At 39.0% G+C, this 16,012-nt stretch carries 12 protein-coding genes; 9 read left to right on the forward strand and 3 right to left on the reverse strand.

Translation table 11 applies throughout. From position 1 onward, the window contains the following. Positions 1-626 precede the first annotated feature (626 nt). Both PLE33_06055 and PLE33_06060 read right to left on the reverse strand, forming a co-directional pair. On the reverse strand, positions 627-2,690 hold the full coding sequence (locus PLE33_06055; GenBank protein ID HPS60809.1) for a heavy metal translocating P-type ATPase: 2,064 nt from the start codon (positions 2,688-2,690) through the stop codon (positions 627-629). Continuing rightward, a complete protein-coding gene (locus PLE33_06060; protein HPS60810.1) occupies positions 2,691-3,044 on the reverse strand; it encodes a metalloregulator ArsR/SmtB family transcription factor in 354 nt (117 codons plus the stop codon). Positions 3,045-3,376: 332 nt separating this feature from the next. Here PLE33_06060 and thrS point away from each other — a divergent pair, with 332 nt between their 5' ends. After that, a complete protein-coding gene (thrS, locus tag PLE33_06065) occupies positions 3,377-5,278 on the forward strand; it encodes a threonine--tRNA ligase (protein ID HPS60811.1) in 1,902 nt (633 codons plus the stop codon). Continuing rightward, positions 5,275-6,243 (forward strand): KpsF/GutQ family sugar-phosphate isomerase, encoded by a 969-nt coding sequence (locus PLE33_06070; GenBank protein HPS60812.1) that lies wholly within the window; start codon positions 5,275-5,277, stop codon positions 6,241-6,243. Before thrS ends, PLE33_06070 begins: the two co-directional genes overlap by 4 nt. 80 nt (positions 6,244-6,323) lie before the next feature. Here the strand turns inward: PLE33_06070 and PLE33_06075 are convergent, their stop codons facing one another. Next, positions 6,324-8,033, reverse strand: coding sequence for a Na/Pi cotransporter family protein (locus PLE33_06075; protein HPS60813.1), 1,710 nt, complete (start codon positions 8,031-8,033; stop codon positions 6,324-6,326). A 180-nt stretch (positions 8,034-8,213) separates the two neighbouring features. On the opposite strand from PLE33_06075, the gene PLE33_06080 reads away from it, so the two are divergent. The 7 genes from PLE33_06080 (at position 8,214) to porU (ending at position 16,005) form a co-directional block, all read left to right on the forward strand. Further along, positions 8,214-8,483, forward strand: coding sequence for an acylphosphatase (locus PLE33_06080; protein HPS60814.1), 270 nt, complete (start codon positions 8,214-8,216; stop codon positions 8,481-8,483). Beyond that, positions 8,464-9,663: a LysM peptidoglycan-binding domain-containing protein gene (locus PLE33_06085; GenBank protein HPS60815.1), complete on the forward strand. Its 1,200-nt coding sequence runs from the start codon at positions 8,464-8,466 to the stop codon at positions 9,661-9,663. The genes PLE33_06080 and PLE33_06085 overlap by 20 nt, the downstream gene beginning before the upstream one ends. Positions 9,664-9,674: 11 nt before the next feature. Then, positions 9,675-10,553, forward strand: a complete 879-nt coding sequence (locus tag PLE33_06090) for an RNA polymerase sigma factor RpoD/SigA (protein ID HPS60816.1) — start codon at positions 9,675-9,677, stop codon at positions 10,551-10,553. Between the two features lie 74 nt (positions 10,554-10,627). Then, positions 10,628-11,530: a phosphate acyltransferase gene (locus PLE33_06095; protein HPS60817.1), complete on the forward strand. Its 903-nt coding sequence runs from the start codon at positions 10,628-10,630 to the stop codon at positions 11,528-11,530. After that, entirely contained in the window at positions 11,531-11,995 is a 465-nt protein-coding gene (locus tag PLE33_06100) for a 23S rRNA (pseudouridine(1915)-N(3))-methyltransferase RlmH (protein HPS60818.1), read from the forward strand. A 12-nt stretch (positions 11,996-12,007) separates the two neighbouring features. Further along, positions 12,008-12,157: an OadG-related small transporter subunit gene (locus tag PLE33_06105; GenBank protein ID HPS60819.1), complete on the forward strand. Its 150-nt coding sequence runs from the start codon at positions 12,008-12,010 to the stop codon at positions 12,155-12,157. Next, positions 12,157-16,005, forward strand: a complete 3,849-nt coding sequence (gene porU, locus PLE33_06110) for a type IX secretion system sortase PorU (protein HPS60820.1) — start codon at positions 12,157-12,159, stop codon at positions 16,003-16,005. Before PLE33_06105 ends, porU begins: the two co-directional genes overlap by 1 nt. Positions 16,006-16,012 lie beyond the last annotated feature (7 nt).

Below are 16,012 nucleotides of genomic sequence, written 5' to 3' on the forward strand. Positions count from 1 at the left end.
TACCGGCGGACGCCGTTCCGCCGTTTTTATTCGGCGCTACAGCGAGCGCCGGTACCAAGAAAGGCGGACGCCGATCAGCGGAAAGACAATTTGCCAGAACATCATTTTATACCATCTTTTACAGTTAATTTCATAAAGGCCTCCAGATATTTTTATGCCAGATTATTACCTTGCTTTAAACTGTCAATCACTTCTTTATCATACCTTGATCACTCCTTAATTATTAACGCTTGATTAAGGTTTGATTAAGGAGTAATACACGAGCTGAAGAGAGACAAGAGAAAAACATGGGGCTAACCTTTTACGAGGAGCTTACGCCTCCATTGCTATGAATGTGTTGCCCTAAGGGCTTTTTTGCCTTGAGGCGGAACGGCGTCCGCCCGTACATTAGTCGGTAGGGATTTTAGTACCGGCGCTCGCTGTAGCGCCAAATAAAAACGGCGGAACGGTGTCCGCCGGTACAAAGCAAGTTCCAGTTATACAAGTCATCCCAGACCTATTAAATCCTCTAAATCCTTTAATCCTTGTTTCTAAAATCTTTATCCTGAAATCCTTGTTTCTTGAGGTGGTTGACCAGGAGGTCAATCTTCAGCGTAAAAAATCGGGAGCAGTGGTTGACCAGGAGGTCAATCTTCCGGATGTTTCATAATTCTTAAAGAATTGAAAATAACCAGTAAAGTAACTCCTACATCGGCAATTATAGCTTCCCACAGGTTTGCCAGACCTGCAATCCCTAAAGCCATAACCAATATTTTAATACTTAAAGCAAGGATGATATTCTGCCACACCAGATTGTTTGTTTCTCTGGCAATGCTGAAAGCGCTTTCCAGCTGTTCCGGTTTATCATTTAAGAGAACAACATCCGCGGTTTCAATAGATGCTTGAGCACCAATTTTACCCATTGCTATTCCTACATCCGCCCTGGCTAAAACAGGGGCATCATTTAATCCGTCTCCGCAGTAGGCGACTTTATTTTTGCCGGTATTGATAATTTCTTCCAATTTTGCCAGTTTGCTTTCGGGGGTTAAAGCGGCAAAAAAGCCATCCAACCCTAATTCTTGGGCAACACTTTCCACTTTGGGCAGGCGGTCTCCGGAGAGCATTATTAAATTCTTAATTCCCCTCCGTTTTAATGCTTGCAGCGCTTCTTTCATTCCCGGTTTTAATTCATCCGTAAAACTGATGCAACCAAGATATATATTATTCTTAACAGTATGCACCACGCTGTTATCACCCGCATCAAGGAAATTCACGAAACCAAAGGATTGTAAAAAAATCTCGCTTCCGCAAAGATAGCGGTTTTTATCGTAAACCAGCAATACTCCTTTGCCGGGATATTCGGATAATGCTTCAACCGCTTTCGCATCAAACTTGTAGGAGAACGCATTTTTTATTGCTTTGGCAAAAGGATGAGACGATGTCCATTCACAAAGCCAAGTGCTTAGTTTTAGCTCTTCAGGGTCTATTCCGGGGGCTGTTTTAAGATTTGCAATACGCAGGTCTCCTGTGGTTAAAGTTCCTGTTTTATCAAATATCAGGGTTTTAACTCTGTTCAATAAATCAAGATATATGCTTCCTTTGAAAATTATGCCTCTTTTAGCTGATTTCCCTATCCCGATATAATATGTTAAAGGAATTGAAATTACCAAAGCACAGGGACAGGATACTACTAAAAATATGAGCGCTCTCTTCAACCAGACAGTATAGCTGTAGCCCAATAAAGTTGGAATAAGAAAAACCAAAACAGCAGCTAAAACAACTGCAGGAGTATAATATCGGGCAAAACGAGTCATAAACTTTTCGGTATCGGACTTTTTAGCGCTGGCATTTTCTATCAGTTTTATTATTCGGGAAACCATACTTTCGGTTTCGGTATTCTGAACTTGAATTTCCAGAATTCCTCCCCCATTTAGAAAACCTGCAAACACAGTAGATTTGGGTTCTACAAAAACTGGAATTGCCTCTCCTGTTAAAGAAGAAGTATCAACTGTAGATTCTCCTTTTAATACAATTCCATCTAAAGGAATTCGTTCTCCGGCATAAACAAGAATTATCTGTTCTTTTTTAATTGTTTTCAGTTTCAGGTCTTCTATCCCTTTCTCAGTTTTCAAATGCGCTATTTCAGGTTTTAAGGCAAGAAGGGATTGCAAATTTTTCTTGCTCCTGGCAATTGCTCCGCTTTCCAAATACAGCCCTATTTCATATAAAATCATCACTGCTGCAGCTTCCATAAATTCATTTAGAATGATAGCACCGATGGTAGCCAAAGTCATCAAAAAATTCTCGGTAAAAACCTGACGGGAAGCAATCTCTCTTATTGCTTTTTTAATAACTCTGTGCCCGGCTATAAGATAGGCAGCTATCCCCAAAACTATAGAAACAGGACTTCCGAAAAACAAACTGACGGTTAGAATTAGGATGGCAATAATAATAAACCAGGGCTTTTTACCTTCCTGCTCACTTTCTCTGCCAACCAAAGTAAATTGCACCTCTGGATCAATCTTGGCTGCTATGGCATTTAAGCGTTTTAAGGGATTATCCACTTTTTCTATGTATTCAATAGTTAAGCGCTTGGATATAAAATCCAAATTGGCGCTTTCCACCTCTTCCAGATTGTTGATTGCGGTTTCTATTTTAGAACTGCAATCAGGGCAATCCAGATTGTGAACATCGTATTCCTCAATAACCATTTATAGCTCCTGCAAATGTTCTAAAGCAACTTTGAAAATGCTGTTAATATGCTCATCATCCAAAGAATAGTAGGTTGTTGTGCCCTCTTTGCGATATTTCACTAATCTATTTAAGCGCAAAAGCATAAGCTGATGTGAAACCGCTGATTGCTGCATCTGCACTAATAACGATAAATCCGCTACACACAATTCTTTCCTGGAAAGATAGGACAATATCTTCAAGCGGGTGCCATCTCCAAAGACCTTAAAAAACTCAGCCATCTTTTGAATGACCTCGTCGGCGGGAATATGACTTTTTATATCTTCCATTTCTTCAACGGAAATGCTTTTATATAGATAGTTTTGAGTATCCATTTCCAGCTCCTTTATGAGTATGTGTTCATATATTGATGGATACCTATTCCTGTCAATAACTTTTTTGGATGAAGAAATAATCGTGCGAGGTGGGTTGACCAGTAGGTCAACCTTCCGGAAACAACCCCTGTTTATACAAGTTACAACAAACCTATTAAATCCCTAAAATCCCTTCAATCCTGTTCATCCCAGACCTATTAAATCCTCGTTTCTAAAATCTGCGTGAGCGAAAAAACCGGAGGAATATAACTTTCAATCTCGGCTTGACAGAATAATCTTTATGGAAATTAAGGTTATTTTTAAAAGAAATGAATTTGAAAATGGAGAGATAAATGATAAAAATAACGCTATTAGATGGAAAAACGCTTGAATATCCAAACCCCGTAACACCATTACAGGTTGCGGAAGACCTCAATCCCAAATTAGCGGAAGAGGCAATTTGCGCTGATGTCAATAACCAAACCGTAGATTTAAACCGGATGCTGGATAGTGATGCTACAATAGCTTTTCATACTTTTGCCGTGGAGAAAGGAAAAGAGGTCTTTTGGCACAGCACTTCTCATTTATTGGCACAAGCAGTTAAACAACTATATCCGGAGGTTAAACTTGCCATTGGACCTGCTATAGAACAGGGTTTTTATTATGATTTTGACAGGGATGAACCATTTACAGAAGAGGACTTACAAAAAATTGAAACAAGAATGAAAGAATTAAGCACAAAAGCTCTCCCCTATCAAAGAACGGAATTAAGTAAAGCAGATGCAATACAGCTTTTTGGCAAGATGGATGAAACCTACAAATTGGAACTTCTGAAAGATATTCCCGATACGGATATTATTACCATTTACCAGCAAGGTGAATTTGTAGATCTGTGTCGCGGACCTCATCTTCCAGATACAGGAAAAATTAAAGCCCTAAAATTATTGAGAACTTCGGGTGCATACTGGCGTGGCGATGAAAAAAACAAAATGCTGAAAAGAATCTATGGTATTAGTTTCCCCACGGAAAAAGAGCTTGCCGAATATCTGCATTTTCTGGAGGAAGCAGCAAAACGCGACCACCGGAAATTGGGAAAAGACCTGGATTTGTTTTCTATCAATGATGAAGTTGGCCCAGGTTTGGTGTTATGGCATCCCAAAGGAGCAATGGTGCGTCATTTAATTGAGGCATACTGGAAGGAACAGCATCTTAAAAAAGGTTACCAGCTTGTTTATACTCCTCATTTGGGACGGGCAAATTTATGGGAAACCAGTGGACATCTTGGTTTCTATAAAGAGAATATGTATAGCAAAATGGATATTGATGGACAGGATTATTATATAAAACCGATGAACTGTCCTTTTCATATCAGTATTTATAATGCCAGGCAACATAGCTACAGGGAATTACCTATTCGGCTTGCTGAATTGGGAACTGTTTACAGATATGAGCGTAGCGGAGTTTTACACGGTTTAATGAGGGTGCGTGGTTTCACTCAGGATGATGCGCATATTATTTGTACCCCCGAACAAATGAATAGTGAAGTTGATAAATTGATTGTCTTCTCTCTGGAGATGTTGAAAGCATTTGGCTTCAAGGAGTTCTTAATCTATCTATCTACCCAGCCGGAGGATTGTGTTGGCGCAAAAGAGGATTGGGATAAAGCTACAGTTTCTTTGGCAGAGTCCCTGCAAAAACTCGGCTTGGAATATAAAGTGGATGAAGGAGGCGGTGCTTTTTACGGTCCCAAAATAGATATTAAAATTAAAGATGCTTTGGGAAGAGCATGGCAGTGTACGACTATCCAATTTGACTTTAATGAACCCGAACGCTTTGATATGATATATATTGGTGCCGATAATACTGCTCATAGACCTTATATGATTCATCGGGCAGTGCTGGGTTCAGTAGAAAGGTTTTTTGCTACTCTATTGGAATATCACAGCGGTAATTTACCTTTATGGCTTGCTCCTGTGCAAATTATGCTTATTCCTATCACCGATAATCAATTGGAATATGCGCACACCATTGAAGGACAGCTTTTAGAACAAGGATTCCGTTGTGAATTGGATTCCCGCAGTGAAAAAATGGGCTATAAAATTCGTGAAGCAGAAAAAAACAAAATTCCTTTTATGTGCATCATCGGTAAAAATGAAGCAGAAAATAATAAAGTGACCTTGCGTCAACATACTGTCGGTGATTTGGGCTCTATGACAATAGAAGAAGCTACAGCTATATTAAGAAGAGAACTATGAATGTTTATGAAGTAGTTACGGAAGAGATGACAAAAGAGGCATCCGCTATTCAAAAGGTAGCGGAACAATTAAACAAGAATTCCCTGGAAAAAGCGTTTGATTTGCTTTGTAAATGTAAAGGCAAAGTTGTGCTTACCGGAATGGGAAAAACAGGCATTATTGCCCGCAAAATAAGCGCTACTTTAGCTTCTACGGGAACTACCTCAATTTTTTTACATTCCGCGGAAGGAATTCATGGTGATTTGGGAATGCTGGAGCCGGGGGATGTAGTAATAGCCGTTTCCAATAGTGGAAACACCCAGGAACTGATAAGTTTAATCCCTTTTCTGAAATTCAATCATATTCCGATAATTGCCATAACAGGCGAGCCCAAATCGCAATTGGCAAAACATTCTGATGTTGTGCTGAATTGCCATATTCCCAAAGAATTGGAGCCCTTGGGTTTAGTGCCTACATCCTCCACAACAGTTGCATTGGCAGTTGGTGATGCTTTAGCGATTGCTCTTCTAAAGTATAAGAATTTTCAGCTGCAGGATTTAGCTCGTTTTCATCCAGGCGGAGTAATCGGGAAAAAATTACTTTTGCGGGTAAACGATTTGATGCATAGTGGGCAGGAACTTCCGGTAATTGCGGAAAATGCAAAAATGTCTATAGCAATAATGGAAATGACTTCCAAAAAACTTGGTTGTACCGCGGTTACTGATGAAAATGGAAAACTAATCGGAATGATAACCGATGGTGATTTACGAAGACAATTACATCTTAAGGGCAATGCGCTTTTAAGTTTTACGGCAAAGGAATGTATGACGGCAAACCCCAAAGCGCTAAAACCCGAGGTTTTGGCTATTGAAGCGCTGAATTTAATGGAGACCAATAAAATAACAATGCTTCCTATTGTGGACAATGATAACCAACCGGTGGGAATGTTGCATATGCACGATTTAATAACGGCAGGAGTAATTTAAGAAGAGGGTCTCAATCAGCTTTTATTCTCTATTCCTAAAGCCCAGACCTTTACCTGCCTTGTTAACAAGAAAAAGGATTATTACATTTCCGTTTCGGTTTCGCTCTCTTTCTCCTCATCTTCAGCTTCTTTATTGTAATTATGATTATACACGAATTTATGGCTACCTGCTTTAACTAAATTCTTCATTTTATCGGCAATTTCTTCCACCTCATCAATGTAATCAATTGTATTTAAGCCACCGGGAGCATCGCATTCACCTTTTTGAATTTTAGCCAGGATTTCTTCTCGCAGATAGCTGTGTGTTTCGTTTATGCGCCCTTCCATCTCAATTATTTTATAGATAAAATCTTCCTTCAGTTCCTCCAGGTATTCAATAGATAAATCCAACATATAGAGCAGCTTGGAATGCAGCGCATCTATCATCTCAATAAATTCCGGAGCAAGAGAATGCTTTTGGGAAATAATTTGGTCATTCAGGATTTTGTTTATTTCTTCCGTAAAATCGCCAATTTTTTCAATATCATTAACGGTATGCAGTAAGGCAGGAATTTTGTGGATAATATCTTCCGCTTTGGTCTTTTCATTCACAGCTACCAGATATAGCGTTATCTCTCGTTGCAAATTATCAATTCCCTTTTCAATGCGGGACACTCGCATTTGTTTTTTGTAATCCTTTTCCTTAAATGCCTGATAGGAAACAAGCAGTTCCATACGCACTAATCTTAGCATTTCCCGCATTTCTTTGATGGATTGATTTATTGCCAAATCGGAGTTATTGATAACAGTATAATTCAAATGTTTCGGTTCGCCCAAAGAAAGGGTCTCTACTTTATCCGGAGGAATTATTTTACAGGCAAGATTAGCTAATTGATTAGCAAAAGGTAAGAAAACAATGGTATTGATGACATTGAACATCGTGTGCCCATTAGCAATATGCCGAGCGATATTTTGTCCGGCAAAAACATTACCTGGTGTTATCCGATTCAAAAACCAGGTATATATACCCAAATAGGTTAAAGTAGCAAAAATGATAGTACCCAAAACATTGAACAAGGTATGCACCATTGCCACTCTTTTAGCAGTGCTGTTTGAATTAATTGCAGCTAACCAGGCAGTAATAGTTGTCCCTATATTATCTCCAAAAACAAGATACAAAGCACCTTCAAAAGGAATTAATCCGGTTGAAGCCAGAACAATAACTATTCCAATGGAGGCGGAGGAGCTTTGAATCAACATTGTTAATGCAGTTCCTATTAAAATACTAAGCAACGGATTAGTTGCCAATTTAATCATCAAATTACGCATTAAAAGGGAATCTTTTAAAGGCATAACCGCAGAAGACATAACATTTAACCCTACAAACAATAAACCGAAACCAAAAATAATCTGACTCCAGTGTTCCATAGTTCTGCTTTTGCGGATGAAAAGTAAGGTTACCCCCAAAATTACAAATAAAAACGCATATTGACCTAAATTGAAGGCAATTAACTGAGCTGTAATAGTAGTTCCAATATTAGCGCCCATAATTACCCCTACTGCCTGATTCAAAGTCATAATTCCGGTATTAACCAAACCAACCGTCATCACGGTTGTAGCAGAACTGCTTTGAATGAGAGAGGTAACGCCCAAGCCAACTAAAACCCCTTTCAAGGGTGTGTTAATGAGAACTTTCAAGATGCGGCGCATTTCCGTTCCCGCAACTGCTTGTAAGCTATCACTCATTTTATTGATACCAAAGAGGAAAAGTGCCAAGCCCCCGATCAAGTTTATAATTAGCAATAAGTTCATTTAACCTTATCTATCCTTTTCGCCGTAATGTTTATATTTTTTTATCCCCCCTGTTCTGGTCAAGGATATTTTTGCTTGCTATAATTAAAAATATCCCTCATTTTGAAACGAATGAAAACGAATGCTTGACAAATTCGGGAGGAAAATTTATGCAGAACAAATAATCTAAAGGTGTGATATATGCCTACTTGGGAACTTTATGCAAACGGCAGAGTTCAGGGAGTAGGATTCCGTTATTTTGTGTGGAAGACCGCTTCCGAACTTGGAATTAAAGGTTATGTGAATAACCAGTGGGATGGCTCGGTTAAAATCGTTGCCCAGGCAGATGAACACTTATTGCAGGCATTTAAGCAGATTATTGCCCAAGGAAACAGATATGCTAAAGTGCGTGAACTGCAAATTTATATCCTGGAAAGTGCAGAAAAATATAATGATTTTGAAATTAGATAGATACCTTTGGCTGCTGGTAATGCAGATTTTACTGATTTACCCTTTGGGTTTGTTCCCGGCAGACCAAATGCATACCGTTAAAAAAGGGGATACGCTGTATTCGCTCAGTAAGCGTTATGGCACAACTGTAGATGACTTAAAACGCCTGAATAAATTAGCGGATAATAACCTTGCTATCGGGCAAAAACTAATTGTGAAAAAGGATACGGAAAAAGCTAAACCTGCTGTTCCGAGTATTTCAACACCTACTTCCCCACCTCAAAGTCCTCCTGTTTTAACTCCTGCAAATATTTCGCCTCCCGCGTCTGTAGTTCAAGTTCCGGATGATTATTACTACACTGTAAAAGCAGGGGATAACCTCTACCGGATAGCGGTTAATAATAGCATTACCTTAGGTGAGCTCCTTGCCTGGAATAATTTTGCCAATAGTTCAGTGGCTATTCACCCGGGTGATAAACTGATAATCAAGAATCCTGCTACTGCTTCAGATACGAAGAAAACAAAAGAAGAACCGGTTCCAACTGCTCCTGCTCCTGCAATTAATGCTCCTGAAGTTACAAATCCTGCCCAAGAAGATACAGTGCTTATTGAAAGAGTTTATATCGTGCAAAAGAAAGATACTTTATTCCGAATTGCCACAAACAATTCAATGACCGTTGATGAATTGATGCAATTGAATAATCTCTCTTCCCCCGATATAAAAGTGGGGCAAAAATTATATCTTTCCGGTAAACCGCGTACAGAATCACCATCTTCGCCAACAGATATTTTAACGGAAGAAGAACTGATGAAACGGGAAAAAATTAGAGATGATATAATAATGCCTGTGGCGGGAAAAGTTATTTCGGAATATGGTTTGCGCAATGGACGTCCCCATAAAGGCATAGATTTGGGGGCTAAAGCTGGAACTCCGATATATGCAGTTTTGGATGGAACTGTTGTTTATTCGGGAGTTCAGGGTTCTTACGGTAATGTTATTGTTATTGAACATCCCGATTTTGTAATGACGGTTTATGCTCATAACGAGAAGAATCTGGTGAATGTGAATGATGTAGTGAAACAGGGTCAACAAATCGCTACAGTTGGCGCCACCGGTAATGCGCAGGGTAATCATTTACATTTTGAATACCGTTTAAAAGGCAAAGCTATCAACCCCCGTAAAGTTCTTCCTTTACCCTAAGGGAAAAAAGTATGAGCCAGAAAGAAAGTGTTTTTACGGATAAAGCACTGCAAAATTATCTGAACGAGATTTCCAAATTTAAAACTTTAAGTCGTAAAGAAGAACACGACCTTGCCATAAAGGCAAAAAACGGAGATATGGAGGCAATGAACAAATTGATTCAGGCAAACCTGAAATTTGTGGTTAAAATTGCCTCCCGCTATCAAAACAGGGGGTTATCTCTTTCCGAACTGATCAGCGAAGGCAATATCGGTTTAATTAAAGCTATAGAGAAATTTGACCCAGATAAGGATATTAAGCTTATTTCTTATGCTATCTGGTGGATTAAACAAAGAATTATGCTTGCTGTTAGTGAAAAGAGTTCTTTAATTCGCGTTCCGATGGGTAAATCCAGCGCTGCACACAGGGTTAAAGTAACCCAGGATAGATATTTTTCGGAAACGGGTGAATTAGCGACTACCGGTGAATTAAGTGAGAAAATGAATATTACCGAAAAGACCATAGACAACTTGCAAAACCAAATACCCGAAACCAGCTCTATTGACGATATTCTTGCCACTTCCGAGAATCAGGATTTCACCGCTAAAGATTTACTGGAAGATAAAGATAACTTAGACCCGCAAAGTTTATACTACCAGGAACGGATGCAGAAAAAAATCCAAAATGCCATCAGTAAACTGGATGCCCGCGAAGCGGATATTATCCGGAACTATTTTGGTTTGAATGAATCCCACGAATCCCGTAATTTTGCCCAAATAGCTGAAAGATTAGGTCTATCTCGGGAAAGAGTGCGTCAAATTCAGAAGGAAGCATTAAAAAAGATAATGCGGGAAATCAAACCTGAAGAAGATGAATTTGTAGATAGATTTTTGGAGAAATATCACAATTAAGCAAAATATCCTATCCGGCATTAAAGAATGGGCTATTTTAATGATTTATATGATAAAAAAGGAGATACACCGCTATGTTCAAAAACTTCGCTGAAATGCTAAACTATGTAAAACAAAACCGAAAAGGAACCGCACTTATAGCCGGAGCTCAAATTGAATCAGCTCTGGAAGCAGCTGTTTTGGCAAAAAAAGAATGCCTGTGCGAAAGCATTCTGATAGGTGATAAAATAGAGATTTTACGCTTATTGCAACAAATAGCTCCGGAAAATACAGATTCCTTTACCATTATTGATACCTGCAGTGATTTGAAAAGAGCTGCAGAAACAGCTGTTTCTTTAGCCAGAGAAGGAAAGGGTGATTTGATATTAAAAGGTAAAATGGAATCCTCCGTTATCCTGAAAGCTGCATTGGATAAGGAAAAGGGCTTGAAAGTAAGCGAGGTTATTTCCGATGTTTTTGTTTATGAACATCCCGAAGGATTAAAAATTCAAACCGATGGCGGGATTAATATCCTTCCGGAATTGAACGAAAAAATAGCCATGGTTAAAAATGCTGTCCTCGTAGCTCATGCCTTGGGTAATCCGAATCCCAAAGTAGCTATGATTTGCGCTATAGAGACAGTCAATCCCAAAATGCCGGCTACTATTGATGCTGCTTTAATTGCCAAAATGAATGAAAGAGGTCAAATTCCTGGTTGCCTCATAGAAGGTCCTTTAGCTTTTGATAATGCTGTGGATAAAGAAGCTGCACGCATCAAAGGGCTCACTTCAGAAGTTGCGGGAGCAGCGGATATTTTAGTTTTCCCCAATATTGAAACAGGAAATGTGCATGGCAAAATGCTCACCTACTATTGTCACTATAGAATAGCACATGTAACCATCGGAACTAAAGTTCCCATTCTGATTCCTTCGCGTGCCGATACCGGTGAAACCAAGATGCTATGTTTGGCTCTTGCTTTAGCCACAATGTCTCAATAAATGAAATTAACTCTGCTGCAAATAGGAAAAACGAAAGATAAATGGCTGGAAGAAGGGATTGCGGAATACCGGAAAAGAATTTCGGCTTTTGCCAAACTGGAGCTGATAGAATTGCCCGATGAAAGCATCAAACATAGTGGTAACGCAGAAAGCGTGAAAGCCAAAGAAGCCGTTACTATCTTGAAATATCTCAAGCCCGAGGACTATGTTATTTTGTTAGATGAAAAAGGCGGCCCCAAAAATTCCCTTGAATTTGCAGATTTTCTGCTTAGTTTATCTGATAAGAGTAAAATAGTTTTTGTTATCGGTGGCGTCTTTGGTGTGGATGCCTCTATTCGTGAACGGGCTAATTTTACTATGGCTCTTTCATCTTTAACTTTTACACATCGCCTTGCACGGTTAGTTCTTTGTGAACAGATTTACCGGGCATTGACGATAATAAACAACCGCAACTATCATAAATAATAAGGGGATATAATGATACCGGAAACATTATCTACTATGCAAAATGTAAAAACAGCCCTGGAAATTCTGGTGCAGGGTATGCTGGGAATATTTATCTTTATGGCAGTGTTTTATCTGCTGATATTTGCCTTGGAGCATTTCTTCAGACCTAAGGAAAAGTAATGAAACATTTTTTGCTATCTGCTTTCACTATCCTTTTCAGCGTTTCTCTTTGTGCCAAAGTAAGCATCATCAGCCACTCGGAAACGGAAATGGTAATTGAATTTACAACTGACCCCTGGAAAATATCAACAGAAGGCGAATATAGTCGTTTAACTGCAGAGAATATGAGTTACAGCGATATTCCGGGAGCTCCTTCAGTTCCCTACAGCGAATTTAAAGTGGGAATTCCTCCCGCAGGAAGAATCAGCTGCACCGTTCTAAGCAGTAATAGCATTACCACCGGTTTGGATTCCAAACTAATTCCTGTGCCTGAAATTAAAACTATAAACGGGATAGATAATTATTTGTATCAGATTTCCCCCGCGGCATATCAACCGCAAAGAATGGAATTGATAACTCAGCTTCCAGCAACAAACTTTCGGGGTTATCATTTTGTACCGATCACGCTGCATCCTTTTGTTTACGATGGAAATAAAACTCTTACTATCACAACAAAGGCAACTCTTAAAATAAACATTTCCGGCGCTACCGATTTTCGCAGCTTAGAGCCCGGCGACAAAGCTGCAGACCTTCTTTTAGCGCAATTAATAAATTCTCAGCAGGCAAAAAACTGGCGTAGTAATGTGCGCACCGAAATTAACTATGCACCCTTCAATTTAAGTGACTGGTGGTTTAGGATTGAAACAAATCGGGATGGCATTTATAGAATCAAACCTGCGGATATTAGCAGTTTGCCTTTAGCAGATATTGACCCTGCTTCTTTTCGCCTTTTCAGCACTTCCGGCAAGGTCTTGAGTAATAATATAAATAATACTGGAGCGGAATTCAAAGAAGTTCCTATCTTTATTTCCGGAGCAGCAGACCATAGTTTTGATAGTCAGGATTACATTTTGTTTTACGGCAGTTCCAGAGATAGTTATGAGCAAAATGTGAATGTTCAGTCCGATCCCCTGTATTATAATCCCTATTCACAAAATCAGGTCTTCTGGCTTACCTTCGGAGAAAACTTCAGTGGAACTCCTTTAAGAATTCAAACTGTTCCCACTCCAGATAACTATGATGTTTCTGTAACTTCCGCACCGGCTTCAAAACAGGTAGAAAATGAAATTTATCGCCGGGAATCCTACGGTTTTTCCTGGTATAGCGAAACTCTTTTCGGAAACAGCACTGCAGAATATGTTTTCACTACTAATCTCACCAATGTTGACCTGAATGGAGATAAAGAACTCTACTTGCGTTTGCGCCAGGATGATCAAGGAGAAGGAACTCATCACAAGATTCGGCTCTGGATAAATGGCACCCCGGTATATAACAATAAGGACGCAGAAACGGATGAAGAAAAATATAATTTCGCTTGGACAGGAGCTTCATATTATAATATCAATCGCCCTGTCAGCTATCTTGTTAATGGCACCAATACTCTTAGAATTAAAGTTTTTCGCAGCACACCCGATAATCTCTTATTAGATTATTACCGTTATACTTATCAGGAGAATCTAATTAAGGGAAATGCCCAACGGCAATTCTGTCATCCCGATTCCCTTTTCCCCAATCTTTGCAAATTCAATTTCAGCGGAGATATCAGCAATGCTCTTATTTTTCAGATAACCGATTTGTATAATGTAAATTTAATTCCTGTTGTGGATAATTATTCTATCGCCAGAGGTAACTACAAAAATTTCTACTTTATTTTGAAACCCGAAGAAGCATATTCCCCGGCATTGATTCAATCTGTCCAACCTAATGATTTAACCGCTGTAAGAAATCAGACCGATAATATAATTGTAACGCCTGCAGAATTTTTACAGCAAGCCCAAGAACTGGCTGCTAAATATTGGGATATATACCAAATCCGCAGTCAAGTGATTTTGGTGGATGACATCTATAATCAATTCAGCGGTGGACACATAGACCCTGCTGCCATCCGTATGGCAATGAAGTATTTTTATTTCAATTTACCTTCACCAAGAATTACTTCCTTAACGCTAATCGGGATTGGAACAATTGATTGGAGAAATTTTTCCGGTAGCGCTGCTCCTAAAAACAAATTAATTATCTGGCAGGGAAGTTATATTACTTCCGATGACTACTTTGGAATGATTAATACCAGTTATTATCCGGAACTGGCTATAGGCAGATATCCGGTTAGAAATACCAATGAGCTGAATATTATGCTGCAAAATTTTACCAGTTATATCAATAACCCAACCCCCGGATGGTGGCGTAATTCAGTATTAATTGTAGCTGATGACCTCACTAACGGAGATAGCAACTATGAATATGATCTCACACAATATGCGGAACAAACCAGCACTGTTATTCATCCCAGTATTCTGGTAGATAAAATTTTTGCCATAGAATATGAATATGACGAATTCCAGAATAAACCTAAAGCGAGAGACGATTTATTTAAGGCACTGAATGATGGATGTCTGGTTATGCATTATACAGGTCACGGTTCTTATGATAAACTGGGAGCCGAGGATTATATGAACGGAGCTACCGATATGGGTAGATTTAATAATGAAGGTAAACTAACTTTCTTTATCGCAGCTGCCTGTGAGGTCTCTCAATTTGATTATTGGGGTTTTGATTGTTTGTCTCAAAAGGTTGTCCTTTTAAATAATTTGGGAGCTATTGCCTCCTTATCGGCAACCCGTAAAAGTTTTGCCGACCTCAGCTTAGTAATGCTTAAATATGTAATGGATAGTTTAATTAATAATCGTAATCCTTTGGGTTATAGTGTAATGGATGGTAAACTTAGGTTCACTACCGGAGGAACTAACGATGAAATGTATATTCTGTTTGGCGACCCTGTTATTCGGGTTATTCCTCCGGAAAGGGATAGTTCAATGCAAGTAAGTTCTATTACCGATAATGGAATTGTTCACTCCAGAGAAACAGTTGCAATTGAGGGTTCTTTCACTACCGAAGGACTTTCCGGAGAAACTGAAATAAAGGTTTTTGATTCTAAAAGAAGATATTCTCTTGGTCCTGGAACTAATGTTACCAAAATGGGAAATCAGCTTTTCCGCGGCAAAAGTTCGGTTTCCGCCTCCCAGTATTCTTCTTCTTTTATTGTTCCGGATGATGTAAATAGCGGAGCAGATGGATTTATTGTCTCCTATATCTGGGATGAAAATAATAAGAAGGATTATACTAATTTTTACTCTCCCTTACAGTTAAGTGATGAAGCAGGAGATGTTACTAATACCGATATTCCCCAAATAAATATCTATCTCGGTTCCAAGGATTTTCGCCCCGGAGATACAGTTGGCACCAATACTTCAGTGTATGCCGATTTTTATGATTCCAACGGAATCAATATTACCGGTTCTTCTGGGCATAATATTCTTCTGGTTATAGATAATTCTCTACAACCGGTGTCTATAACCGATTATTTTGAATATGATAAAAATTCCTGCACTTCCGGAAGTTTGATTTATCCTTTACAGGATTTAAGCGAGGGAATGCATACTGTGCAGGTAGTTGCCTTTGATAACTTCAATATGCCTGCTGTGGCTACGACCAGTTTTATGGCTAAAAAGAGTTCGGTTTTGGATATTGAACGCCTGCTTATTTATCCTAATCCAATTGCCAAAGATGGTTACATCACTTTTATGCTTTCAGATGTTGCGGATGTAAATATTGGCATTTACACTCTTAGAGGAAAGCGTATTGCTAACTTGAAATCCTTTGGTAGACAAGGGTTTAATAAGGTTTATTTTAACGGACGCGATGATAAGGGCGATGCTTTAGCCAATAACACCTATTTTGTTAAAGTTCAAGCTCGTTCCTCCAGCGGCAGGAAAGTGGAAAAAACAGAAAAAATGGTAATCTTTAAATAGGTATTGT

The sequence above is a fragment of the Candidatus Cloacimonas sp. genome, from assembly GCA_035403355.1.
Lineage (GTDB): Bacteria > Cloacimonadota > Cloacimonadia > Cloacimonadales > Cloacimonadaceae > Cloacimonas.